The organism is Peptoniphilus asaccharolyticus DSM 20463 (assembly GCF_900176115.1).
Lineage (GTDB): Bacteria > Bacillota > Clostridia > Tissierellales > Peptoniphilaceae > Peptoniphilus > Peptoniphilus asaccharolyticus.
This window is the reverse complement of the sequence record NZ_FWWR01000009.1, coordinates 313,767-340,253: the sequence shown is the minus strand read 5'-3', so window position 1 is coordinate 340,253 and position 26,487 is coordinate 313,767. Positions and strand designations below refer to the sequence as shown.

Below are 26,487 nucleotides of genomic sequence, written 5' to 3'. Positions count from 1 at the left end.
TTATATTTTATAGTGTTCAAATAAGTTTTTTAATAGCAATTATTAATAATAACACTTTATCTTATTTGTTTAAATCATATATTTAAAAAATTCATATTAGATTTTAGTCAAACAAAAAAGGGTGAACTAAGTCCACCCTACAAATTTTATTTAATCCCTATTTAGTTAAAGCAGCTTCTTGTTCAGCTTGTTTTTTCTTTTCAAGAGCTTCTTGCTTTTTCTTTTCTTGGTCTGCTTTACGTTTAGCTTTTATCTTTTCTACTCTTTCAGGATATTCACAGAAAATTGCACCTGTTGGACAATATGATACACATATTCCGCAGTTGATACATTTTTCATAATCTATGCTAGCTAAATTATTTGTTACATGAATTGCATCTTTAGGACAATTCTTTTCGCATAGTCCACAAGAAATGCATCCAGTTCCACATTTAACTCTTACATCTTTTCCTGCATCATTTGAATGACATTCAACCACTGTTTTCGCTTTGTATGGTATTAAGTCTATTAAATTCTTAGGACATATTTCCACACACTTCTTACAAGCTACACAGTTTTCTTTATCAACCTTTGCAATGCCATCTACTATATGTATTGCATCGAATTCACATACGCTAACGCATGATCCTCCTCCAACACAACCATAGTTACAAGCTTTAGAGCCCTTTTGAAAATCTGATATAAGTCTACAGTCAGCTAAACCTTCATATCTATATTTATCTTTGGCAACACCACATGTACCTTGGCAAAGTACATTGGCTACCATTCTATCTACATCTCCTGCATTTACTCCCATAATTTCTGCAACTGCATCAGCTGTATCTTTACCGCCGATTACACATCCTGTTACAGGCGCTTTGCCCTTTGCTATAGCGTCTGCCAATCCATCACATCCTGGGAACCCACAAGCTCCACAGTTAGCTCCTGGAAGAGCATTTCTAACAGCAACCATTCTCGCATCTTGTTCTACAGCGAACACTTTAGAAGCTATTGAAAGTAATATTCCAAAAATTGCACCAGTTATACCTAAACAAATAATAGGCAAAATTATTTCATTCATTATTTAACCTCCTATACAAGTCCTGAGAAGCCTGAAAATGCTAAAGCCATAAGGCCTGCACTTATAAGAGCTATCGGAACACCTTGTAAAGCTTTAGGTACTTTTGCATATACAAGTCTTTCTCTTAGTGCTGCTATTAACACAAGTGCTATTGTAAAACCTATTGAAGCACCAAGTCCACTTATTACAGTTTCAATTAAGTTATATCCATTTTGAACATTAAGCACTGTTACACCAAGAACCATACAGTTAGTTGTTATCAAAGGAAGAAAAACACCCATAGCTGTATAAAGTGATGGAGATAACTTTTTAATTACCATTTCTACAAATTGTACAAGAGAAGCTATTACTAATATAAACATTATAGTTTGTAGGTATCCTAAACCAAATGCATCTAAGATGAAAGTTTGTAGACACCATGTTATTGCAGATGCTATAACAACTACGAATGTTACCGCTATTCCCATGCCTGTTGCTGTTTCTACTTTTGAAGAAACTCCAAGGAAAGGACAAATCCCCAAGAATTGAGCAAATATGTAGTTATTTACTAATATTGTAGAAACTAAGATAGTTATGATTGATCCTAACATTTTTATTCACCCCTTCTTGAAAGTAAAAGTTTAAATCCGGCTATATAGAAACCTAATAGTATAAATGCTCCCGCAGGCGCTCCCATAAGTCCTATGCCAGGATATGATTCAGGGAATATTTGTGCTCCAAGTAAAGTTCCGTATCCTAACAACTCTCTTGCAAATCCCATAGCAACTACTGCTAATGTGTATCCTATTCCCGTTCCTAAACCATCTACTAAAGAAGGTATTATCTTGTTTTTGTAAGCAAAACCTTCTGCTTCACCTAGTATACAGCAATTAACTACTATCAATGGTAAGAATATACCAAGAGCTTCATATATTGGTGGGAAGAAAGCTTGTAGCACCATCTGAACTATAGTTACAAAAGTTGCTATAACTACTATAAAACAAGGAATTCTTATTTTTTCAGGTATAACTCCTCTTAAAAGAGATACTACCCCATTACTCATTATAAGTACAAATGTTACAGCTATACCCATAGCAATTGCACTCATAAGTGAATTTGTTATCGCTAATACCGAACACAACCCTATCATTTGTATGAATACGGGGTTATTTCTAAAAATGGCATTCAAAAATACTTTAGACAATTTCATTTTTATCCCCCTATTCTGCCTTCAATATGTTGTTATACACTTCAGCTACAATCTTATCGCCTTCAAAAACTCCCTTAGAACTTACTGTCGCTCCTGAAATTTGCATTATCTCGTTTGGAGCCTTAGGGTCTTTTGATAAAACTAATTCTTCTGAAACACTCTTTCCCTTATATGAAGATATATAAGATTCTTCAGTGATTTGTGTACCAAAACCTTTTGTTTCTTGATGAGTTATGTTTCTATATCCTAAAATTTCATCGCCTTCGATTTTAATTCCAAGAGCATTTGTCATAGCTCCACCAAAACCGTTAGTTGTAACATTAACTCCGTATCCAACTTTTTGTCCTGCTTTTTCAGCTACAAATATAGCTTCAATTTCAGGATATTTTTCTTTAATTTTATCTAATTTATCTTGATCATACTCTTCAAACGCATCAGCCTCATCTCCAAAGATGGTCTTATATGAGTTAAGAGTTTGTTCAAGTTGTGCTTGAGCTATTACATCCACAGTCATACTGTTTACAAATGCCAATAATCCCGCACTTATAGCACAAAATAAAAGTAAAATCGCTCCGAATTTAACTGGTTCGCTCATTATTTCGCCTCCCCATATGCTTCTGTTCTTGTAATCCTATCAATTAAAGGTGTTGCAACATTCATCAAAGCTATAGCATAAGAAACCCCTTCTGGTAAAGAAGCTTTAGCACGAATTACAGCTGTGATAATACCACAACCTATGGCAAATATTATTTTACCCTTTACATTCATTGGTGTAGAGGAATAGTCAGTAGCCATAAAGAAAGCTCCTAAAATTAACCCACCACCAAGGATTTGATAAGGAATGTAAGTAGCTGAAATTCCAAATAACATAAGTACAACAGCTGTTGTAGCTATAAATATTACTGGAATTAATGGAGAAATAACTTTTCTAACTATTAAGTAAAGTGCTCCTATTAAAAGCAAAATTGCTGATGTTTCTCCTATTACACCACCGATGTTTCCAACTGCCATATCCATTAAACTAGGTAGTTGTTCAAATGTTCCAGCTTTCATAAGAGTTAAAGGAGTAGCATAACTTGTAGCATCAACAGTCGCTGAGCTAGCCACAACTTCAGAACTCCATTTAGCCATTTCAGGGCTAACATAATTAGTCATTAACTTAGCCCAAGAAGCCATAATTACAATTCTAGCTCCTATAGCAGGGTTCATAAAGTTTGAACCTATTCCACCAAAACATTCTTTTATAACTATAATTGCAAAAATAGAACCAAATGCAGCCATCCACCAAGGTGATGTAGCTGGCAAGTTAAATGCGATTAAAATACCTGTTACAACAGCTGATAAATCTGAAATTCTAAGTTCTTTATGCATTAATTTTTGAAAAACAGCTTCTGCTCCAACGCATGATAGTATACAGACAGCCAACAAAGTTGCTGCTTTGCTTCCAAAGAAGTAAACACTTCCTATCATAGCTGGTATAAGGGCTATAATTACATCCCTCATTATTTTTTGAGTTGTATCATTGCTCCTTACGTGAGGGGCCAATGATACAAACCTTTCACTAGGTGAAGGTTGATTTAATTTTGTATTTTCCACAGTACCCTCCTATTTAATAGCTCTAAGTTTGATTTCACGCTTAGCTAATTTAACTGACGGCGCAAGATTTCTCTTAGCTGGACAAACGAAAGAACATATTCCACATTCCATACATTGATCAGCATGTAATTCATTACAGAAATCAACATCATTCATCAATATAGCTGCATTGATATCAGTTGGATTGATATTAGCTGGACAGTGATCTACACATCTTGAACATCTTATACAAGGAGATTCTTCTGCATAGTTCATCTCTTCTTGAGTTAGAGCTAATAATCCTGAAGTAGTCTTAGTTATAGGACTCTTTAAGTCAAATACACTCTTTCCTGTCATAGGTCCACCACATACAATTTCTATAGCATCTTCTTTTAAACCGCCACAGTAATTTATAATGTCCTCTACAGGAGTTCCTATCTTAACTAGTAAATTCTTAGGTTGTTGAATTCCTTTTCCACTAACTGTCATAACTCTCTCGTATGAAGGTCTACCTTCTACTACAGCTTCATAAAAAGCTAAAGTAGTACCAACATTTGTAAGGAATACCCCTACATCATTAGTTACACCATTTTGTGGAACAATTCTACCTAAAACAGCCTCAGATAATCTCTTGGAATCACCTTGAGGATACTTAGTTTGACAACTTACAACTTTTAAATTAGAAAATCTACTATTGGAATTTATTACTTCTTCCATTTTCTTTATGGCATCAGGTTTATTTTCTTCTATAGCCATATAAGAAACTTCCTTATTGTAGAAGTTAGAAAAAATCTTTAATCCTTCAAGTATTTCACTTGTCTTTTCAAGCATTATTCTATGGTCACAAGTTAGAAAAGGTTCACACTCTGCACCATTGATTATACACTCGTCTAACGGAGGATTTTCTCCCTTTAGTTTCGCGTGAAGCGGGAAACCTGCACCACCCATACCAACAAGTCCCATTTTCTTTGCAAATGGTACAAAATCTTCGACTTTTAACTCATCATAATTTGGAATAGGTTGAAAATCTACAGTAGTATTTAAACCATCATTTTCAATGACCACACATTCACAGAACCTACCATCAGCTGTATACATAGTCTCAATCTTTGTAACGACTCCAGATACAGATGAGTGAATATCAGCTGATATAAAAGCCTCACTACTTCCAATAGTTTGGCCTACTTTTACCTCATCCCCTTTTTGTACTGTCGGCTTACAAGGTGCTCCTATGTGTTGACTCATAGGTATGTAGACAATCTTTGGCTCCGGCAATCTCTCAATTGAAACCGCCTCACTAAGTTCTTTGTGTTCATTCATATGTACACCGCCCACTTTAAAAGTGAGATTTGTAGAACTCATTTAATTCACCTCTTATTTTAAATTTTGATAATAACATAACACACTACTATGATTATATCATTTAAAATATTTGTTGTATATTGAGATTGTGAAAAAATAAACTCTATTTGTTAATGAATTACACAAATTCGCCAGTAATTTTATTAAAATGAGATATTTTTTCCAATTTAGCGAACGTATTCCATATCGTGAAATTATTTTTGTATGGACGAATTGTCAAATCAAATGCAACACCTATGGTAAGAGACCAAAAAGTTCTTCTTTAGGTTGTTTTATTATTTTATACTATTTTCTAGGTCTATTATTCATTAAACTTAAGTTATAATTTAATTCATCAATATTCACTTCTGATAAATCCATACCCTTAGGATAAAACTCCCTCAAAAGTCCGTTACTATTTTCATTTGTACCTTTTTGCCATGCACAATAGGGATCACAAAAATAAGTTTTGCATCCTAATTCTTTTTCTATTTTCTCAAATTCTGAAAATTCTTTACCTCTATCAAAGGTTATTGTTTTTACTAATTCTTTTGGATAATCTTTTAATGCATTTATTATTGCTGGTGTTACGCTTTCCGACTTTCTATTTTCAACTAGGATTGCTATATAATATCTAGATTTTCTTTCTGCTAAAGTTACGAAACAACATCTACTTTTCCTTTTATGATCTAATCTGCCTGATTCCACTGTATCTGCTTCCCAGTGGCCTAATTCTTGCCTTCTGTATACCTCTTTAGGTCTTTTCTTAATTGTTCTACCTTTATCATTGAATTTTCCTCTTTTTTCTGTTGGCCTTTTAAATTTAGCTTTTCTTCTCAAATTTTTCATACTAGTTTTTGGCAGCTTTTTGGCGTGTATCATTCTATATATCGTTGATGTAGATGGTAATTCATGAATCTCATTTGTGTTTCTATTTGATATTTGTTCAGGGGACCAATGTTCGTTAATCTTTACAGTTAAATAATCAATAACATCTTTAGAAAATTTACTTTTTCTATGGCAGTCTTTTCTTCTATCAATATATTTATCATTTGCCTTTATCGGAAAGTACTTAGTGTAACTTCCCCTACTAACTTTTATCTTAGATGAATTTCTTTTAATTTCTCTAGATATTGTACTAGGTGACCTTTTAAGTGCTTGTGCAATTTTCCTTATACTCATTCCTAAATTTAAAAATTGGTAAATACAAGATCTTTCTTCTATGGTAAGATGGTTATAGCTCATAGTTAATCACTCCTTTTAATATGTTTTGTTTGGTCACTTACATATTAACACAGCTGATTAGCTATGAGTTTATTTATGTTGCACTTGTTATGATAAATTATCTATGTAAAAAAAGAAATAGTCTAAACTCAACTATTTCAAAAAATTCTAATGATATATTTTATTTTAAAACTCATTTCAATATTATAAATGGTGCGGAAGGTGGGACTTGAACCCGCACGCGATCACTCGCACATGCCCCTCAAACATGCCTGTCTGCCTATTCCAGCACTCCCGCACGACAACTAATTTATAATTATACATTCAAGTTTAAATTTTGTAAAGACATTGTGTTTCTAATTTTCTTTCAGATATTTTTTAAATTTTTTAATTTCTTCATCTGAATAAACCTGTCTTATTTCCCAACTGCTCACCTTAAAATTAACTAATGTATTCCCTTTTTCTAACTTCATATACTTAACTTTATCTAAATCTCTCCAATTGGAAAATATAGAAATAAAAAGAGAGTTTGGAGTGATTGTAACTCCTCTTGTTGAAAATCCTTCTGCTAAAAATCCGGAAACAAAAAATATCCATCCCACTAATCCAACTGCTAAATTTATTATTTTTAAATCACTAAATTTAAAATACATAAATACTATTGCTGCTAAAAAAAGAAAAGATAATATTTTTTTAGGCCAGAGAATTTTTGTGTGAACTTCATTTTTTAAAAATTTGTAAATATTATAAATCGTTCCTAAAGACATCGCTATTAACAAAACATATACTACCATTTATATCTCCTCTTTACTTAATTAGTGTCTAATTTAAAATATAATTTTTAATCTAATAAGTCAAGCTATTAATTTTTTATAGTAGTTGGGTAAACTATTTAATCTTGAGTTAAAGAATTAAATGCCATATAATATACTAAAATTAATTTAGAATAGTTAGGTGATTTGATGGCAAAAGTTGTATCTATAAATAAATCCGAAACTAAAGGTGTAGTTAAGATACCTCAAAATTCTGGGGAGTTTATAGAAAATTTTGGACTAAAAGATGATGCTCATGGTGGCAATTGGCATAGACAAGTAAGTTTACTTGGAGTAGAAAGTTTTAATAAAATGGAAGGCTTAAATCTTAAATATGGAGATTTTGCCGAAAATTTAACTACTGAAGGTATCATATTATACGAACTTCCAATTGGAACTGTATTAAAAATAGGAGAAACTATACAAGAAGTTACTCAAATAGGAAAAGAATGTCACAAAGGTTGTGCAATTAAGCAAGCTGTTGGAAAATGCGTAATGCCTCTTGAGGGAATTTTCACAAAAATTATTAAAGGTGGAACTATCAACATAGGTGATTCTATTGAAATTATGGACTCTAAATGAGTCCTTTTTTTATTATTTTACCTTGCTAAAATCTATTTTATGTATTAAATTTATATTGTATAAATTATACTGAGGAGGAAAATTTATGGTATTATTTTTAATCGGCGTGCTGATTTTAGTTGTATGTGGCTATGGCTATGGTAAATACTGTGAAAAAGTATTTGGACCTGATGACCGTGTTACACCTGCAATCGCTAAAGCAGATGGCGTTGACTACGTAGGAATGAAAAAATGGAAGAATCAACTTATTGAACTTTTAAACATTGCTGGTACAGGCCCTATCTTAGGACCTATCCAAGGTATCCTTTTTGGACCAATCGCATTTTTAGCTATACCTATTGGCTGTGTTTTTGCAGGTTCATTACATGATTACTTTGTGGGAATGATCTCTATGAGAAATGATGGTGCTCAAGTTCCAACTCTTATGAAAAAATATGTTGGTAATGGTACAAACAAAATCTACAACATCATCATTTGGATTTTGATGCTTTTAACTGGTGTTGTGTTTATCTACACTCCTGGAGATTTAATAGTAAATAATATTCTTCACATGGATATTAACTCAAATGTAATTTGGATAGTTTACGCTTGTATTCTACTTTATCACATTGTTGCTACTCTATTCCCTATTGATGCAATTATCGGACGTGTGTATCCAATCTTTGGAGCTTTTCTTGGAATTTCAGCTATAGGAGTTTTCATTGGAGTTCTATTAACTGGAGGAGCTGACCTTCACTCTATTACTTCTGGAGTATTAATTTCAGAACATCCATCAGCTCAATCATTTATTCCAGTATTCTTCATTACAGTGGCTTGTGGTATTATGTCAGGTTTCCACGGCTCACAAGCAACTCTAATTTCAAGAACTGTTAAGAGCGAAAGAGAAGGTCGTCAAACTTTCTATAACATGATGCTTGCTGAAGGTTTTATCGCTATGTGTTGGGCTGCTGGAGCAATGGTATTGTTTAATACTACAGCACCTCTTGATACAACAGCCACTTTAATGGTTGGAGAAATATCTCAAAGATTTATGGGTAACATCGGTGGACTACTTGCAATTATTGGTGTAATTGTACTCCCTATAACAAGTGGAGATACAGCTTTCCGTTCTCTTAGACTTATGATTGCTGAACAATTCAATATTGACCAATCAATTGCATTTAAGAGAGTTGTCCTTTCTATAATAATCTTTATACCAGCTGTATTAATTTTATTCTTCGCTAAATCAAATGCTGGTGGATTCAATATGCTTTGGAGATACTTTGGATTTACAAACCAATTAGTTGCAGTATTCGCTCTAATTATGATTTCAATTTATCTAAAAGCTCACAATAAAAATTATTATATTTCTCTAATCCCAGGAATATTCTATACTTTCATAGTAACAAGCTATATATTCCATGCTGATCTTGGTTTCTCATTAGATAAGAGATTAGGAATGGAAGGTTATACAGCAAGTTACATTGTTGGAGTTGTAGTTTCTATTCTATTTGCTCTATTCGTTGTTAAAAGAGCTGAATCAAGAAAAGAATATATCCAAAAATTAGATAACTAAATTTAAAACTCTAAGACGATTTCAATTCGAAGTCGTCTTTTTTTGCATCCGAATATTTTTGACAAATAATACGTTTGTATTTATAATAAATTTATATTAAAAATTTATATAATAAGAATTTTATATAGGTGTGAAATGAAAAATCATTTATTAATCAGTTTGAAAAGTGGTACCGGAAAGAGTACTTCACTTCTAAACTTCTTATATTACAACAAAGAAAGATACAAAAATATCTGCGGTTATACCACCAAAAGAGTTTTCAAAGATGGTAATGTCTATGGCTACTCCCTAATCGAAATTAATTCAGCTTTAGAATTGTATTCTTCAAATGGTAATACAGAAAAAATATTAAAAAGTGACTTTAATGATATTTCTCAGAATGAAATTTTTTTGAAAACTCACAACTGCAAATATATTTTTGACGATCAAATTTTTGAAAAGTATTTTTTTAGATACTTAGAATGTAAAAATCCTGATTTAATTGTAATTGATGAAATTGGTGGTAAAGAACTTTTAAATCAAACTGTATTAAAAAAATTGACGGAAATATTTAATTCAGATCAAGATTTGATTTTGGTATATAAAATTCAAGAGCAATTTCAAAATATGGTGAAAAAATCTAATCTTAAAAATTTAGAACTTATAGAAAAGCGTAAAAAGATAGAAAAATATTTTTCAAACTTTACCTCCATCTCAGATATTAAAGATAGCTCTCACTTAAACTCAGAAATATTAGAAAGTTATTTACTTTCAGGTGAAAACAATGGTTAAAAATTACTCAAAAAAATATAGACTTACTTTTTTTATACTTTGGATTATTTTATTTGCAGTGATAGTTACTTCATTCTGCATTGGGAGATACTCTATTTCCTACCAAGATGTAACCAAAAGTATTTTAAATCAGTTATTTAATTTTAATTTTAAATTAAAGCCAAATATTTCCACAGTCTTATATAATATTAGGCTACCTAGAATTTTGATGGGGCTTTTGGTAGGTTTGGGACTTTCTGTTTCCGGAGCTACACTGCAAGCAGTTTTTCACAATCCAATGGTATCTCCGGATGTGTTAGGTGCTTCAAGTAGTGCAGGATTTGGAGCTGCTCTTGGAATCCTGCTTGGCTTTAATAGATTTTCAACGACTTTACTTTCCTTCTCTATGGGAACGATTTCGATATTTATAGTTATATTAGTTTCAAAAAATATAAAAAAGAATAGAGATATTGGACTTGTCCTAACCGGAATGATGGTGAGCTCTCTTTTTTCTTCAGCAGTTTCTCTTCTAAAATTAATTGCCGACCCGACAAGCGAGCTTCCAGCCATAACTTATTGGCTTATGGGTTCTTTAAACTCATCAACTATAGATGATTTTATATTTTCCGCACCCATTATATTTATAGGATTGATTGTAATTTTTTTAATTAGATGGAAATTGAACATACTGACTCTTGGCGATGAAGAAGCTCACTCTCTGGGTGTTAATCCTGAAAAATTACGTATAGTAGCTATTTTATCAACCACTTTAATCACAGCAGTTTGTGTTTCTGTTAGTGGAGTTATCGGTTGGATAGGACTTGTCATTCCGCACGTTTCAAAAATATTTTTTGGAAATGATATGAGAAGAGTTATTCCTGGTTCGATTCTGCTTGGCAGTTCCTTTCTACTGATAGTAGATAACTTTTCAAGGCTTATATCCACCAGTGAAATACCTATTGGAATACTGACTTCTTTTATAGGTGCGCCTTTCTTTATCTACCTTATGACTTTGGAGGTGAATAGATAATGAATCTTAAAGTTGAAAATATAAGCTTTAAATATAAAAATGACGATGTTCTAAAAAATATTTCCTTTGAAGCTAAGACTGGAAATTTAATCGCCATTCTCGGCAAAAATGGAGTTGGAAAAAGCACACTATTTAAAATCATTTTGAGAATAATCAAAAATTATTCAGGTTTGGTTTCTATAGATGGAACAAATATAAAAGATTTCTCTCAGAAGAGTTTAGCACAAAGCATAGCATACATTCCTCAAAGCCAAGATAAAGTCTTACCATACACAGTTGAAGAAATGGTACTAATGGGCACAACTTCCATCCTAAATACTTTTGAAATGCCAAACAAAAAGTCTTATCTACTGATGGAAGATGCTCTATCTTCTCTTAACTTAGAACATCTTAGAGATAGAAATTTCAATGAACTATCCGGCGGAGAAAGACAACTTGTCTTAATAGCTAGGGCAATTGCACAACAAGCCAAGATTTTGGTTATGGATGAGCCATGTTCTAATTTAGATTACGGAAACCAAATCAAAGTTATGGAATATATATCAAATCTTGCAAAAAGTGGATATTTGATTCTATTTTCAACTCACAATCCAGAACACGCACAAATTTTTGCAGATAAGGTTTTAATCCTAAATGATGGTAAATCCATTATCTATGGAAATACAGATGAAGTTATGACCGAACCTACCCTATCTGAAATATATAAAATTCCAATATTGATTAGAAATATAGAACAGTTAGAGCAGAAAGTAATCATTCCTGATTTGAAAAAATATAGAAAACAATAGTTTATTAAAACGTAAGAAGTTTTAAAATAAATTTAAAGGAGTTGTAAAATGAATAAAAAACTATTATTCAAGTTGTTAGCCGTAACCCTACTCTTTAGTTTTATTGTGGTTGGATGTCAGAAACAAGAAACTGCCAATAATTCTAAAGAAACTACAAAAACTGCAGAAGTTAGTGGAACAAGAACTATTGTGGACTCAGTTGGCAGAGAAGTGGAAATACCCAACACAATATCCAAAATTGCCCCATCAGGTCCTCTTGCACAGATAGTTCTCTATACTTCTAATTCTGAAAAATTAGCTGGATTAGCAAAACCTGTAACAGATAATCAAAAAGAATATCTATCAAGCATTGCTGAACTTCCTATCTTTGGACAATTCTACGGAAAGAATTCAAATTTAAATATGGAAGAATTAGTTAAAAACTCTCCAGATTTAGTTATAGATATAGGAGAAGCTAAAAAAACTATCGTTGAAGATATGGATAATCTACAAAATCAAATAAATATACCTGTAGTGTTTGTAGAAGCAAGACTTGAAACAATGGCTGATGCATATCAAAAGCTTGGCGAAATTATTGGAGATACTTCTAAGACAGATAAATTAGCTGAATACTCTAAAAATGTAATAGAAAGTGCTAAAAAAATAACTATCCCAGAAGAAGAAAAAATTTCAGTTTACTGGGCTATGGGAGATGCTGGGCTTAATACTAATGCAGTTGGTTCTTTCCATTCTGAAGTTTTGGACTTAGTTGGAGCGAAAAACGTAGCGGACGTAGAAGCTCAATCTAAAGGCGGTGGAAGTGAAATCTCAATGGAGCAAATTCTAAGTTGGAACCCTAAAGTAATTATCGCAGATAATCAAAATCTATACGATATTATAACTACAGACTCAACTTGGGCAAATCTTGATGCAGTTAAAAACGGTAAAGTGTATAGAGTTCCATCAGAACCTTACGGTTTCTTAGCATCCCCTCCATCAGTAAACAGAATAATTGGAATAACATGGCTTGGAAATCTTTTATATCCTGAACAATATAAAGTTAAAATCCAAGATGAAATCAAAGATTTCTACAAACTATTCTATAATTACGATTTAAAAACTGAACAAGTTGATAAAATTTTAGAAAACAGTATATCTAAATAAATTTAAAACCAGGAGCCTTTAATCTAACTCCTGGTTTTTATGTTGTAAACTTTTTTAATTAAGAAACTATGCCTTCCATTAAAAATATTCTAAAATCAATTTCTCCATTCTTTCCTTCCCATAGGATTTCATAATTTAATGGCTCAAATTTTACATTTCTAAAATATGTTTCCATCTCTTCCCTAGAAAATCCATCATGCCCATCAAAATCAGGTAGATCTTTATGAAAAGAAGCCGGCACAGTGTCTAAATCCATCAATATAAACTTACCATTTGGTTTTAAATGGCTCTTCACTAAATTAAGTTCTGCTTCTATATCCACTATATGATGAAAAGCTGTCAAAGAATATATAAAGTCATATTTTTTTGATGTCGTCTCTAAATAATTTTCATCATATACCTTTACATTTTCTATTTCTAATTGCTCCAGCCTTTTGTCAGTCTCTTCTCTCATCATTTCAGAACTGTCTATACAATCAATCTCTTTAAGATCTTTAGCCAAAAGACTTGCAAACAGTCCATCTCCCGAACCAATTTCAAGAGCATTTTTCTCACTACCATCTTCAAATATATTTATAATTTTCTTGTATATAGAGAAAGTTCTGTTCTCCCTCTCTTTTGTATTCCAAACTTTAGCCACTTTATCAAAATAATTATTAGTCATACATTCTCCTATTATCTTTATATTTTTTGATTTGTCAATATAAACCCAGGAACAAAGGAGCGTTCAGTTAGGGACTTATGGAAATCAAGTTTAACTGATATCCTTTAAGCGGGACAAAAGAAATAATGACCATACAAGAGTAGAAATACTCCTGTGTGGTCGTTTTCTTGTGCCTAATTATATCAAGTACCAAAATGGTATGCTCTAATCATACTTTGCAGTATCGTCAGCTACCATCTGCAATGACTTATTTGAAACAACATCAGCATAATTTGCAGTATTCGGTTCATTAGTGGTAAATGAACCACCAACACCAAAGAACTTCTCAAAGAATGATTTAAACTTTTCAATGACACCTTGCTTCTTAGTAGTTCTGTCGCCACCACCGAAACGAGATATAGGAGGCATAAGTCTATCTATATCCGTACCTGTTGTTTTGATTTCACCATCACAAAATGCATTCTCAATGAACTTCCTTGTTTCAAGCTCTTTAAATTTTTCTTCCTTAATAATTTGAACAAGTTCTTCTTCTCGTTTTTCAGCTACATAATTGTGCCATTCAGTCATAACATCTTCAACATCATTGATACCAGAAATAAAGGTTTCAATAAGTGCTTTCTTGCTACGAAGCTCCGGACTGGCATCAATAGCCTTTTTGATTGTAACAAGCACTTCTTTATCTTCAAAGTGGCTGTCATGATACTTCTTAACAAGCATAAGGATATAATCGATATTGATTTCTATCTGCTTAATAAGTTCAACTTCAAAGACAATATCATCTATAATATCTGTGCTTTCACCATGTTTGCGTCTTTCATTCCATTCATCACGCAAATCTTGATACCTGCCAAGATAATCCTGCAGGTCACGTTCAGAAATCATCTCTTTCCCTTCAAATTCATCAAATGCAGTCAATAGATTTCTCATGCGTAGAATTGCACCAAATAACGAGATGAAGTCCTTCTGGTTCTGTTCACCTATAATCTGTGACTCTGAAAGTGGAAATTTGGAAGTTAAGTTATCCATCATATCCATATATCCTGGATACTGCTTTCCATCAATACCTTCATAACCATAGTAGTAATCTTTGAAACCCTTCATCAGAACTATACCACCTGCATTCTTATCACCGAAAAGGGAAATAGCAGCGTCTACTCGTTTCTGAAGGTTTCTAAAACAAACGATATTACCGAAAGTCTTAATGGAATTAAGAATTCGGTTTGTTCTTGAAAATGCCTGAATAAGTCCATGCATCTTGAGGTTCTTATCTACCCACAGTGTATTTAATGTAGTGGCATCAAAACCTGTTAAAAACATATTTACAACAATAAGTAAATCAAGTTCCTTATTTTTCATACGAAGAGAAACATCTTTATAATAATTTTGGAACTTATCAGAGTCTGTCGAATAGTTTGTATGGAACATCTCGTTATAATCTTTGATTGCCATTTCAAGAAAATCTCTCGATGACTGGTCAAGTGCTGATGTATCTTCTGAATTTTCCTCATCAAGGATACCACTTGTACCTTCGTCATATTCAGCCTCATTTGCACCATAACTATAGATGGTTGCGATACGAAGTTTCTTCGTAGGATCATTCTCCATCTGCTTTTTAAATTCCTGATAATATAACTTTGCCATAGGAACAGAGCTAACAGCAAGGATTGAGTTAAATCCACTTACACGCTGTTTCTGTTTAATTTCTTCTACAGCACCATTCTTGCTGGATGCAACTTCTGAAATATTGGTAAGGGTGTTGTAAATATATGTTTTATCACCACGATATGTTTTTCTATCAAAGTTGTTAAGAATATATTCCGTCACAAGCTTGATACGTTCATGAGCCATCATAGCATTTTCACGAGCAATATCCCATACCTGTTCATCATCGATATCCTCATCCATATCCATTGTCTTAACATAGTCCACTCTGAACGGAAGTACGTTCTTATCGTTGATGGCATCAACAATAGTATAGGTATGAAGCTGGTCGCCAAAAGTCTGCTCTGTAGTAAAGAACTGTGGCTTGCGTAAGCCTCCTGTATTTGCAGGAAAGATTGGTGTCCCTGTGAAACCAAATAAATGATATTTCTTAAAACTTTTTACAATAGCGGCGTGCATATCGCCGAACTGACTTCTATGACATTCATCAAAGATGATTACAACGTGTTTGTTATATACTTCATGTTCTTTATTTTTCTTGATAAATGTTGCAAGTTTCTGAATAGTCGTGATTATAATGTGAGCATTGGTGTCTTCCAACTGCTTTTTAAGAATAGCAGTTGATGTATTACTGTTAGCCGCACCTTTTTCAAAACGATCATATTCTTTCATCGTCTGGTAGTCCAAATCTTTACGATCAACTACAAAGAGAACCTTATCAATGTAAGGAAGAAGTGACGCCTGTCTTGCAGTTTTAAATGATGTAAGTGTCTTACCTGACCCTGTTGTATGCCAGATATAACCGCCTCCAGCAACATCACCATATTTTTTATAGTTATTAGCTATTTCAATACGATTCAGAATTCTCTCCGTTGCCGTAATCTGATACGGTCTCATTACCATAAGCATATTTTCAGAAGTGAAAATACAATACTTGGTGATTATATTAAGAATCGTATGTTTTGCAAAGAATGTTCTTGTGAAGTCAATCAAATCAGGAATAACACGATTGTTTGCATCTGCCCAGAAAGATGTAAATTCAAAGCTGTTGCTTGTTTTGCCTTTCTTGGCAGTAATTGCAGCATTTACATCCTTTATAGCATTGAAACGGGTACTGTTAGAATAGTACTTTGTGTTAGTTCCATTTGAGATAACAAAAATCTGCGTATATTCAAACAGACCGCTTCCTGCCCAAAAAGAATCACGCTGATATTTACCTATTTGGTTGAAGGCCTCACGAATAGCCACTCCTCTGCGTTTTAATTCAATATGCACAAGAGGAAACCCATTTACGAGAATTGTAACATCATACCTGTTGTCGTGCCTTGCTCCGTCAGCCTTACTGGTAACGTACTGATTGATTACCTGCAAAAAGTTGTTGTGAATATTTTTCTTATCAATAAGTGTAATGTTCTTTGTACTGCCATCATCTCTTTTTAATACTTGAACATTATCCTCTTGAATTTTTCTAGTTTTTTCAACGATTCCTTCATTCTGATTTGCAATAGAATTCTTGAAGAACCTATTCCATTCAGAGTCAGAAAACTGGTAAGCATTCAACCTTTCAAGCTGATTACGAAGGTTGAAAATCAAATCTTTTTCTGCGTGTATATGAAGATACTCGTATCCTTGTTCTGTAAGCATACGAATAAACTCTTTTTCCAGTTCAGCTTCTGACTGATAGCTGTTAGAACGTGCCTTTACAGGCTCGTATTCAGTAACAACTGTATTTTCACTTGTAGCTGCCACGATATTGAAATATGGCATACAGACACCTCCTTTACTTATTTACTAAAAACTGAGTAATTTATCTCTGTAAAATTCATATTGTTTTTGCCTTGCATCAATTTCAGCAGGAAGACCCTCTGAAATGCTGTTGCATAGAGAATCAAATCGGTCAAGAATAGAAACAATTCTTTCTTGCTCTTCTATAGTGGGTAGCATAATCACAATGTCGCCTAACTTACTTGGAGTAACTTCTATAACCTTAGTTCCATGTGCAAGTTTCTTTTTTTGATCGAAGAACATCACACTGTGGAAGTAGTATGATAGGAACTTTGGATTCTGATTATGACTGATAATAGCAGTATGACCACTGATGGCAATATCTTCATCACCAAGCCATGCTGTACAAGAACAAACATCTTCAACATTCTCGCTCGTGACAGCCATCACGATATCACCCGGCTTAGCAATTTTTGACTTTGCAAATACTTCTTCATTTATAAATGTCAAAGTCTTTTTAGCTGCAATTCCGAAATGAGTATACATCTGACCATAATGGATACAAGGTCTGCCATTATCTACGAAGTCTTTCTTCTGGAAGTTTCCACCTCTGACAATTGTAGCGATTTCACCAAGCTTAACAGGTGCATAGCCAAACACATACTGGATAAGCCTAATTATGTTCTGTCTGTCCGTTCGTTCGTTCGTTCGTTCGTTCGTTCGTTCGTTCGTTCGTTCGTTCGTTCGTTCGATTATGTTGCCAGTTTCAGCAAATGTCAATAGTAAATTGCGATAAAATTCGTATTGCTTTTGCCTTGCATCAATTTCAGCCGGAAGACCTATATTTAAGTCAGAACAGATTGCATCAAAGTTATCTAAACAAGCTACAACCTTTTTTTGTTTCTCTAATGACGGTATAAGCAAACTGACTTTGTTTAATACTGTTTGAGTTAGGCTTGGAACACCACCTGCGGTATTAAGTGATTCTATGTGTTCTTTTTGTAACAAATAATACAGATATTTTGGAACTACTTTTTCTTCATCTATCTCAGTATAGAAAATTGTATCCACATTCCAAAATGGTTCTTCAACATAAAACAAGTTATTCAATGACCCTTTACGTGGAATCAGCACAGTTGGTTTATTATAACAGTATTGATTTACATAAGTCATTACACCACCAGAGCCGTAGACAGGATATTCACCTTTAAGTAAATGTTTATAGTCTTTACCATTTTTTATTGTTGCAAATTCAGACAATAACATCTTTTTAGAATCTTCATGGCTGTTATTTGAAAGCAATGAGTCTCTATAATATTCATACTGTTTCTTACGAGCTGTAAGCTCCGCTGTAAGCTCCGCTGTAAGTAACGTGAAAGAGTCCAATATACGGACTATTTCACGTTGTACCTCCAACGGAGGTACTGCAAGCTTAATCCTTGCCATTACATTGCTCATCAGTTTAGGGTTTCCCATTCCTTTATTTACATATTTAGGAGCCTCAACTTGTAATGTGTGAAAAATATATCTTGTTATTACATCATCTGTATTAACTTTTAAAAGACCACAAACATTGGTTATGCTAAATTTTCCTTTTCGATAAAACACCGATCCAGCATTCGCACCATCAGTAGTCCAAGTAAGATATTCTCCATCATATGCATAAGAAGAAATACGCCCCAATTCTCCGTCATTTTCTGTTTGTGAAGAATAAACAGGATATTCACCTTCGTTTGCTTGTATAAAATCTTTTGACATTACTTTTCCTCTAGAAATGTCGCATATTTCTTCAACTCTTTTAAACTCCACTCCATTCGGGCAAAGTTCTTGAATCAGCTCATCTAATTTACTCATTTTTCTCACCTGCTTTCAACATTCGATTGACCGCCTTATCAAAATCAGAGGTGATTTTATGTGTTTTGTTAAATTCTTCATATTCAGCCGACGCTTTTTCTTTTGCCGTTCTACCGGAGATTTTCCCCTTATCCCGCAGAATATCATATCGGCGAAACGCCAGAAATTCGTTCACGCTGGCTGCAAACTCCTCCATAGTAAAGGTATTTTCTCGCTCAATCAAATCTTCAATATAGTCGAAATAGCCTGTTACGGCACGCTCCAGTTGACGAATTTGTTTTTCTTCCAGATAGTTTTTTGCAACGACCACATCTGATTTCAAAATGCGTCCGTCCGGAGCATTTTTCCAAGTAGTAAGCCCCCTATTTTCTTTTGTTCTGTCAGCAGAAGCATAGACAATTTCTGCCGCAGTCTGCCCGGTAATTGCAAAATGGAAATTGTTTTGCACCATAGCATAAAAATCATGGGTAATCTGTGCATTTTTATCATAGTCAATGCTACATTCCGCAAAGATGTCTGTGATTTGCTGCCAGATTCGTCTTTCGCTCGTACGGATTGAACGAACTCTTTCCAAAAGTTCACGGAAGTAGTCTTTCCCAAAGGCTGTTTTGCCCTGCTTCAAGCGTTCATCATCCATAGCAAAGCCTTTTATCATATATTCTTTCAAAACGCCGGTAGCCCAGATTCTGAAACTTGTTGCCCGTTTGGAATTTACTCTGTAACCAACAGATATGATTGCATCAAGGTTATAAAATTGTGTTTCTTTGTTTTGCGTTTTTCCCTTGATAGCTCCGTGTTGAGTGGTTGTTGCAATTTTTGCAACAACCACTTTTTCGTCAAGCTCACCCTCATTGAAAATATTTTTCAAGTGCCTGCTTACGGAAGATTTATCGACATCAAACAATTCAGCCATTGCTTTTTGCGTAAGCCAAATTGTTTCATCTTTCACAAGCGCATTGACTGAAACATTTTCTTCAGCGGTTTGATATACTAAAAAATTAAAATCATTTTCCATCACTGCACCTCGATTTCTGCAATGATTTCATCTATTGATTTTCTTAAGGCTTCTTCACGAGCGACAATTTCTTTGATTTCTGCATTCAGCTTTACGATATCAATTTTTTCTCTTGTATCTTCAGCTTCAACATAAGTTGATACAGAAAGGTTGTAGTCGTTTTCTTCAATTTCATCATAGGTAGCTAAGTGTGAGAAGTGGGCTATTTCACTGCGATTTGCAAAGCAGTTCACTATCTTATCCATATTGTCTTGAGTAAGTTTATTATTGTTTGTGACCTTGATGCACTCATTGCTCGCATCGATAAACAGCGTTTTATTATCTGCCTTGTTCTTTTTCATTACCATGATGCAGGTCGCAATTGAAGTTCCAAAGAAAAGGTTAGGAGACAACTGAATAATGCAGTCGATATAGTTATTATCAATCAGATATTTTCGTATTTTCTTTTCAGCTCCGCCACGGTACATAATACCCGGGAAGCATACGATTGCAGCAGTTCCGTTACTCGCAAGCCATGAAAGTGAATGCATGATAAAGGCAAGGTCAGCCTTGCTCTTTGGCGCAAGAACACCTGCAGGAGCAAAACGAGGATCGTTTATGAGTAATGGATTATCATTACCCGCCCACTTGATTGAGTAAGGTGGATTTGAAACAATAAGTTCAAAAGGTTCATCATCCCAATGTGCCGGAGCGATAAGGGTATCTTCGCAAGCAATATTAAATTTATCAAATCCAATATCGTGTAAAAACATATTTATACGACAAAGGTTGTAGGTTGTGATATTGATTTCCTGTCCATAAAAACCATTACGAATCTTATCTCTACCAAGTATTTTTTCCGCCTTTAAAAGTAGCGAACCAGATCCGCAGGCAGGGTCATACACCTTGTTGATTTCAGTTTTCCCAGCTGTACCAAGTCTTGTAAGAAGCTCTGATACATCAGCAGGAGTGAAGAATTCTCCACCTGATTTACCTGCATTACTTGCGTACATTGTCATAAGATATTCATAGGCATCTCCAAACGCATCAATATCGTGATCCTTAACATCTCCAAGATTCATATCCGCCACGCCGTCAAGAAGTTTACAAAGTTTTTCATTTCTCTTTGAAACAGTAGAGCCAAGTTTATTACTATTTACATCAAAATCATCAAATAGACCTGCAAAGTCGGATTCTGATTCACTGCCTTTTGCAGATTCCTCTATGTGACGGAATGCCATTTCAAGTGTTTCATTCAGATTTTCATTATCCTTGGCTTTTGCCCTTACATTACAAAAGAGTTCAGATGGAAGAATGAAAAAGCCTTTTTCCTCAACAAGGCCTTCTCTTGCCTCTTTGGCCATCTCATCAGACATCTGTGCGAAATCAAAATCAGCATTGCCTGCTTCAATTTCACCTGTATTTATGTAGTTAGTAATATTTTCAGAAATATATCTATAGAACATGGTACCAAGTATATAGTTTTTGAAATCCCATCCATCTACAGCACCACGAAGTTCATCTGCAATTGCCCATATTGCTCTGTGAAGTTCATCACGTTCCTGTTCTTTTTTATTATTGGTAGCCATTATCTTTTTCCCTCCACTTTAAAATCGAGCCATGCCTCTTCAACTCCTGAATAATCAACATCATGTTCTAGGCAGAACTTTTTTATATTTTTCATAGCATTAAGATTAGGCTTTGCTTTGCCACCTTCCCATCTATTCACAGTAGAAAATGCCACTTTAATTTCTTTAGCAAAATTTTGCTGTGTTAGAAAGCATCGTTGTCTAATTCTTTTAATTTCATCTGGAAATCTCATTATGCATCTCCTTGCGTAAACATTTCAATAATATAGCGTTATTATACTATATAATCATAGTTTTTACTATCTCCTAAGGCTACCTAGTAGAAGGATAAAATTTATGGAGCATTTGAAAAACTTTTTTCTGAAAAAATTCAAATTTAGCCGGAAAAACATCTTTCAAACTCCCTTAGAGAGTTAGAAGGGATAAAAACTTTTCTTCCAAGGTTTACTAAGCATCAATTTTCTTTGCCTGTGATTTAGAAAGGAAAGCTTGGTTCTTAAAAGAGACGTATATGTCCTTTCACTATTAGGAAAGACAAAGGAGTGAAAACATGAGTTATGAAAATATGAGTTATGAAAATATGAGTTATGAAAATATACCAGAAGAATTAAAAGCGAAAGAGATTTTCTGCCTATGGAAATACCAAAGGTGAAAGTGGTAAACACATTTGCACAAATCCCCCTTATGGCTAACTTATTGTTGCAATTTAGATGATTTAAGTATCTTTATTTTCATAAAATTTATAATAACTCCTCTTTTATTTATAACATAGTATCTTTATGAAAGTTCTATGTAATTAACTTCTGCATTACTCCATTCCATAATTTCTAAAAGCTCTTCAGTATCTTTATTATAATGATATAGATAACATGGATCAGCCCAGTTTACATTTAAAGCAACGAAAACAAAATATTCATTTTCATCTTCCATAATTTTACATTCTATAATATCATGCTCAATATCTTCAGCAACTTTCTTTGTAATCACATTCAATATATCGTTATCTTTTACTCTTTCTCCATTTTCATTTGTTATCACAATATCTTTTAAAGTATTTTTTACCTTATTGTCTACAATCTCAGGCAAAAAACTTTCTAATGTATCTAAATTATATATCTTTGAATTATCCGCTTTAAATTCATTTATTTTTCTATTCTTACCATATTTGTCAATTTCTAAATATTTCTCTACACCATTTTTATCACTAATGCTCACTTTAACGAAGGGATTAAAACTTTTTCCACAGCTCATCAATATAAAACACAAAGCAGTAATTAAAATTGTTGTCTTTTTCATTATATTCCCTCCTCTATTAAAAATATTATACCATTTTCCATTTAGTTTATATTCTTTCCAAATCCCACCTCTAAAAAATGGTATAAAAAAAAGCACCTATACGGGTGCTTATCCTCTTAATTCTTGTCTGTTTTCATTTAACATTTTGATTATTTCAGAAAGATTAACTTGAGTTTTTTCAAGTAGTTCATCTGCATAATCACGAGCGCCTTCTCTTATTTGGCTTGATTCTTCGTTTGCACTCTTTAATATTTCGTCTGCTCTTGCATTAGCTTGCATTACTAGCTCATCATGTGAAATGATATCTTCTGCGTGAGCTTTTGCTCCAGATATGATTCTATTTGCTTCTGCTTGCGCATTTTCAATTATAAAATCTTTTTCTGAACTAATTTGTTTTGCTTCTCTTACTTCTGTAGGAATTTGAGCTTTCATTTCATTGATAACTTCAAGAAGTTCCTCTCTGTCCAACATTAACTTACCTGTTAGTGGTATTTGGCTTGAAGTTTCAATTAAATCCTCAAGTTCTTCAACTAATTCCATTAAATTCATAGTTTACCTCCTAATTTTTCTTTCATAGCTTTACCCACTACTTCGGGTACAAAAAGCGACAGATCTCCATCAAATATGGCAACTTCTTTCGCTAAAGTTGAGCTTACAAATAAATGATTACTTGATCCAAGTAGAAACACTGTTTCAACTCCATCTTTATAGTGCATATTTGCCATAGCAAGATTATACTCACTCAAATAATCTCCTGTTGATCTAAGTCCTCTTACAATTGTAGTACAATTTTTTGATCTTGCATAGTCTACCAACAGACCTTCAAAAAAATCTATTTCTATATTGTCTTCATCTTTAAGAACTTCTCTTAATAAATCGAGTCTTTCTTCTACTGTGAAGAGAGAGTTTTTCGCAGTATTTTTTAAAACTGCAACTATAACTTCACCAAAAATTTCTTTTGCTCGCTTTATTATATCTAAATGTCCATTAGTTACAGGGTCAAAACTCCCCGCATATATGACTTTCATCTTCTTCTCCAAAATTGAATAGTTGTTGAACCATATTTTTTGTTTTTTATGGGTTCAAAATATTCACTAAAATCATGTTGAGATTCAGTTCTCTCTTCAACAACTAAGACACCATCTTCTTCTAACAAGTTTAGATTATATATCTTTTCTGCAACCTTATAATATAAAACCTCATCATCATAAGGTGGATCCATATATATATAATCAAATCGTCCATCTATACTATCCAGAGCAACTAATACGTCCTTTTCAAGAATTTTAGCTTTATAAGAAGACTTTGCCAAATTTTCTTTTAATACTTTAAGTACATTCTTTTCTCTTTCAACAAAAATAACTTTTTCAGCACCTCTTGATAGAAATTCAATTCCTATCTGACCTGTTCCAGAAAATAAATCTATTACTTTTGAATCATAAAACATCTGTCCCAATATATTAAATATATTTTCTTTAACTCTATCTTCTGTTGGACGTGTTCCATCTCCTGTCGGAGTTTGAAGTTTTAGCCCTCTTTTATTTCCTGAAATAACTCTCATTGCTCCTCCAAACAATCATATTTTATCATAATTAAAAGTCTATAACAATTATTAATTAAGTATTTTAAAGGATTTGGACTGTTTTTCAAGTTCAAATTTGAGATTAAAATTCTCTCTTGAATTTAGTTCCGGATCAACTTCCAAAATTTCTTTCGCATCATTTGTTGCAACTTTTAATATCTTGTGGTCTCTCATAATGTCGGCAAATTTAAAACTCATAAGACCAGATTGCCTTGTCCCGAATAAATCTCCACCGCCTCTTAATCTTAAATCTTCATTGGCTATATAAAATCCGTCTGTGGAGTCAGTCATAACCTTCATTCTCTCCCAAGAAACTTCTGAATTTGAAGAGTTAAATAAAATACAATAGCTCTTGTGTTCTCCTCTTCCAACTCTTCCTCTTAGTTGGTGTAGTTGTGCAAGTCCAAATCTCTCTGCATTATAAACTAACATTACAGTCGCATTTGGAACATTAACTCCAACTTCTATAACTGTGGTAGAAACTAAAATATCCAATCTTTGTTCTTTAAAATCAAGCATTACACTTTCTTTTTCATCCGCATGCATTCTACCGTGTAACAAACCAACATTAATATCTTTAAAGTGTGCTTTTATATCGTTGTATACATCTGTTGCTGAATTTAAATTAAGCGATCCCTCTTCTATTAGCGGACATACTATATAAGCCTGTCTTCCACTCTTTATTTCATTTTTTATAAAATTAAGAGCACTCTCCAACATTCCGACCCCAATAGCCGTAGTTTCTATCTGCTTTCTATTAGGAGGTAGAGTGTTTATTGTGGATATATCCAAGTCCGAATATACTACCAAAGCCAAAGTTCTTGGAATAGGAGTCGCCGTCATAACTAATACATGATTTTGTTCAGATTTAGTATTTAACTTTTCTCTCTGTCTAACTCCAAATCTATGTTGTTCGTCTGTAATATTCAACCCCAAATTATAAAACTCCACATTATCTTCAATCAAAGCATGAGTTCCTATTAATATATCTATTTCTCCATTTGCTATTCCAGACAGTATTCTATTTCTATTTTTTGTACTTGTACTTCCAACAAGTAGCTCAACTTTAATTCCTATTGGGTCGAATAGACTCCTAAAAGATTCTAAATGTTGCTTAGCCAATATTTCGGTTGGAGCCATTATAGTTGATTGATATCCATTTATACACGCCACATACATACTTATTATCGCAACTATGGTCTTGCCCGATCCAACATCTCCTTGCAATAAACGATTCATCTTCTTGCCAGATTTAAAGTCGGAAAATATTTCGTCTAAAGCTTCTCTCTGGCCTTCTGTGAGTTTAAATGGCAAAGAGTTTATAAATTCTTCCACTCTTTCATCTATTTTATATGGCTTTACTTCTACCTCTTCATCAACTATCTTTTGTGAAAGTATTTTTAATTGAAATGTCAGAAATTCTTCATAAGCAAGTCTTTGCCTTGCAGATATTAATTTAGTTAAGTTCTCAGGAAAATGAATTTGTTTTATAGACTCATTTTTCCCCATTAGACCATATTTTTCAATTAGCCTCTTTGGCAGTATATCTTCAAATAAATTTAAACTAGTTAGTTTTTTTACATTGTTTAAAATGTCTTGATTGCTAATACCCTTAGTCAAATTATAAATTGGAACTATGCTTCCTATTGTCTTTGCATTTCTTTTAAGTTCCATCTTAGGGGAGTTTATTTGGATTGTATTTTTAAAGAAACTAACTTTACCATAAACCAAGTATTCTTCACCTATTCTTATGCTATTTCTTAAAAAAGGCGAATTAAAAAAAGTCACCTTGGCCTCTCCTGTCTTGTCCTTTACAACAAAAGACAACATGTGCATCCTACTCTTCACATATCTATCTTCTACAATTGCCTCCACCGTAACCACAAAAGTTGCCTTTTCACCATCTTTAGCAGCGCTTAATGGTTTAAAATTTGCCCTATCCTCATAGTCTCTTGGTGAATTTTCGAGTAAATCTTCAATTGTTCTAATTCCAAGTTGGCCAAATAATTTTTCTTTTTTCGGGCCTATCCCTTTTAATTCTGTCAGTTTAGTATCTAATCTCATATTCATCC

At 33.3% G+C, this 26,487-nt stretch carries 25 protein-coding genes and 1 tRNA gene; 6 read left to right on the top strand and 20 right to left on the bottom strand.

Features of this window, described 5'->3' with window-relative positions; all coding sequences use genetic code 11:
* Nucleotides 1-157: 157 nt before the first annotated feature.
* The 9 genes from B8869_RS02265 to B8869_RS02225 all read right to left on the bottom strand — a co-directional run bounded on the left by B8869_RS02265 (nt 158) and on the right by B8869_RS02225 (nt 7,183).
* On the bottom strand, nt 158-1,060 hold the full coding sequence (locus B8869_RS02265; RefSeq protein ID WP_084230125.1) for an RnfABCDGE type electron transport complex subunit B: 903 nt from the start codon (nt 1,058-1,060) through the stop codon (nt 158-160).
* Between the two features lie 11 nt (nt 1,061-1,071).
* Complete coding sequence (rsxA, locus tag B8869_RS02260; protein WP_084230124.1) at nt 1,072-1,650, bottom strand: electron transport complex subunit RsxA; 579 nt, start codon at nt 1,648-1,650, stop codon at nt 1,072-1,074.
* Between the two features lie 2 nt (nt 1,651-1,652).
* Nucleotides 1,653-2,249 (bottom strand): electron transport complex subunit RsxE, encoded by a 597-nt coding sequence (gene rsxE / locus B8869_RS02255; RefSeq protein ID WP_084230123.1) that lies wholly within the window; start codon nt 2,247-2,249, stop codon nt 1,653-1,655.
* A gap of 10 nt (nt 2,250-2,259) precedes the next feature.
* Nucleotides 2,260-2,844 (bottom strand): FMN-binding protein, encoded by a 585-nt coding sequence (locus B8869_RS02250; protein WP_084230122.1) that lies wholly within the window; start codon nt 2,842-2,844, stop codon nt 2,260-2,262.
* Complete coding sequence (locus tag B8869_RS02245; protein ID WP_084230121.1) at nt 2,844-3,845, bottom strand: RnfABCDGE type electron transport complex subunit D; 1,002 nt, start codon at nt 3,843-3,845, stop codon at nt 2,844-2,846. Before B8869_RS02245 ends, B8869_RS02250 begins: the two co-directional genes overlap by 1 nt.
* 9 nt (nt 3,846-3,854) lie before the next feature.
* Nucleotides 3,855-5,186 carry an electron transport complex subunit RsxC gene (gene rsxC, locus B8869_RS02240; protein ID WP_084230120.1) on the bottom strand — a complete coding sequence of 444 codons (1,332 nt, stop codon included), beginning with the start codon at nt 5,184-5,186 and terminating at the stop codon, nt 3,855-3,857.
* 285 nt (nt 5,187-5,471) lie between these two features.
* Nucleotides 5,472-6,410, bottom strand: coding sequence for an IS30 family transposase (locus B8869_RS02235; protein WP_084230119.1), 939 nt, complete (start codon nt 6,408-6,410; stop codon nt 5,472-5,474).
* A gap of 190 nt (nt 6,411-6,600) precedes the next feature.
* Nucleotides 6,601-6,687, bottom strand: a tRNA-Leu gene (locus B8869_RS02230).
* A gap of 58 nt (nt 6,688-6,745) precedes the next feature.
* A complete protein-coding gene (locus tag B8869_RS02225; RefSeq protein ID WP_084230118.1) occupies nt 6,746-7,183 on the bottom strand; it encodes a hypothetical protein in 438 nt (145 codons plus the stop codon).
* Nucleotides 7,184-7,351: 168 nt separating this feature from the next.
* Here B8869_RS02225 and B8869_RS02220 point away from each other — a divergent pair, with 168 nt between their 5' ends.
* From B8869_RS02220 to B8869_RS02195, 6 genes are all read left to right on the top strand, one after another.
* Nucleotides 7,352-7,783, top strand: coding sequence for an MOSC domain-containing protein (locus B8869_RS02220; protein WP_084230117.1), 432 nt, complete (start codon nt 7,352-7,354; stop codon nt 7,781-7,783).
* A gap of 85 nt (nt 7,784-7,868) precedes the next feature.
* Nucleotides 7,869-9,338 (top strand): carbon starvation CstA family protein, encoded by a 1,470-nt coding sequence (locus B8869_RS02215; RefSeq protein WP_084230116.1) that lies wholly within the window; start codon nt 7,869-7,871, stop codon nt 9,336-9,338.
* Nucleotides 9,339-9,473: 135 nt separating this feature from the next.
* Nucleotides 9,474-10,109 (top strand): nucleoside-triphosphatase, encoded by a 636-nt coding sequence (locus B8869_RS02210; protein WP_084230115.1) that lies wholly within the window; start codon nt 9,474-9,476, stop codon nt 10,107-10,109.
* Nucleotides 10,102-11,118 carry a FecCD family ABC transporter permease gene (locus B8869_RS02205; protein ID WP_084230114.1) on the top strand — a complete coding sequence of 339 codons (1,017 nt, stop codon included), beginning with the start codon at nt 10,102-10,104 and terminating at the stop codon, nt 11,116-11,118. Before B8869_RS02210 ends, B8869_RS02205 begins: the two co-directional genes overlap by 8 nt.
* A complete protein-coding gene (locus tag B8869_RS02200) occupies nt 11,118-11,906 on the top strand; it encodes an ABC transporter ATP-binding protein (protein WP_084230113.1) in 789 nt (262 codons plus the stop codon). The genes B8869_RS02205 and B8869_RS02200 overlap by 1 nt, the downstream gene beginning before the upstream one ends.
* A 48-nt stretch (nt 11,907-11,954) precedes the next feature.
* Complete coding sequence (locus tag B8869_RS02195; RefSeq protein ID WP_084230112.1) at nt 11,955-13,049, top strand: ABC transporter substrate-binding protein; 1,095 nt, start codon at nt 11,955-11,957, stop codon at nt 13,047-13,049.
* Between the two features lie 58 nt (nt 13,050-13,107).
* Here B8869_RS02195 and B8869_RS02190 read toward each other — a convergent pair whose 3' ends face one another.
* From B8869_RS02190 to recG, 11 genes are all read right to left on the bottom strand, one after another.
* Nucleotides 13,108-13,713: a class I SAM-dependent DNA methyltransferase gene (locus B8869_RS02190; RefSeq protein WP_084230111.1), complete on the bottom strand. Its 606-nt coding sequence runs from the start codon at nt 13,711-13,713 to the stop codon at nt 13,108-13,110.
* A 204-nt stretch (nt 13,714-13,917) separates the two neighbouring features.
* Nucleotides 13,918-17,142 carry a type I restriction endonuclease subunit R gene (locus B8869_RS02185; protein WP_084230110.1) on the bottom strand — a complete coding sequence of 1,075 codons (3,225 nt, stop codon included), beginning with the start codon at nt 17,140-17,142 and terminating at the stop codon, nt 13,918-13,920.
* A gap of 24 nt (nt 17,143-17,166) precedes the next feature.
* Nucleotides 17,167-18,954, bottom strand: coding sequence for a restriction endonuclease subunit S (locus B8869_RS02180; RefSeq protein ID WP_084230109.1), 1,788 nt, complete (start codon nt 18,952-18,954; stop codon nt 17,167-17,169).
* Nucleotides 18,947-19,969 (bottom strand): virulence RhuM family protein, encoded by a 1,023-nt coding sequence (locus B8869_RS02175; protein ID WP_084230108.1) that lies wholly within the window; start codon nt 19,967-19,969, stop codon nt 18,947-18,949. The genes B8869_RS02180 and B8869_RS02175 overlap by 8 nt, the downstream gene beginning before the upstream one ends.
* Nucleotides 19,969-21,537, bottom strand: coding sequence for a type I restriction-modification system subunit M (locus B8869_RS02170; protein WP_084230107.1), 1,569 nt, complete (start codon nt 21,535-21,537; stop codon nt 19,969-19,971). The genes B8869_RS02175 and B8869_RS02170 overlap by 1 nt, the downstream gene beginning before the upstream one ends.
* Nucleotides 21,537-21,770 (bottom strand): helix-turn-helix domain-containing protein, encoded by a 234-nt coding sequence (locus B8869_RS02165; RefSeq protein WP_084230106.1) that lies wholly within the window; start codon nt 21,768-21,770, stop codon nt 21,537-21,539. The genes B8869_RS02170 and B8869_RS02165 overlap by 1 nt, the downstream gene beginning before the upstream one ends.
* A gap of 544 nt (nt 21,771-22,314) precedes the next feature.
* Entirely contained in the window at nt 22,315-22,833 is a 519-nt protein-coding gene (locus B8869_RS02160) for a hypothetical protein (RefSeq protein WP_084230105.1), read from the bottom strand.
* A gap of 108 nt (nt 22,834-22,941) precedes the next feature.
* Nucleotides 22,942-23,382 (bottom strand): ATPase, encoded by a 441-nt coding sequence (locus B8869_RS02155; RefSeq protein ID WP_084230104.1) that lies wholly within the window; start codon nt 23,380-23,382, stop codon nt 22,942-22,944.
* The gene (gene coaD / locus B8869_RS02150; RefSeq protein WP_084230103.1) at nt 23,379-23,861 is read right to left on the bottom strand and encodes a pantetheine-phosphate adenylyltransferase; all 483 of its coding nucleotides are present in this window, start codon (nt 23,859-23,861) and stop codon (nt 23,379-23,381) included. The genes B8869_RS02155 and coaD overlap by 4 nt, the downstream gene beginning before the upstream one ends.
* Nucleotides 23,858-24,394 (bottom strand): 16S rRNA (guanine(966)-N(2))-methyltransferase RsmD, encoded by a 537-nt coding sequence (gene rsmD, locus B8869_RS02145; RefSeq protein WP_234989723.1) that lies wholly within the window; start codon nt 24,392-24,394, stop codon nt 23,858-23,860. The genes coaD and rsmD overlap by 4 nt, the downstream gene beginning before the upstream one ends.
* Before the next feature lie 51 nt (nt 24,395-24,445).
* Entirely contained in the window at nt 24,446-26,485 is a 2,040-nt protein-coding gene (gene recG / locus B8869_RS02140) for an ATP-dependent DNA helicase RecG (protein ID WP_234989722.1), read from the bottom strand.
* Between the last annotated feature and the right edge of the window lie 2 nt (nt 26,486-26,487).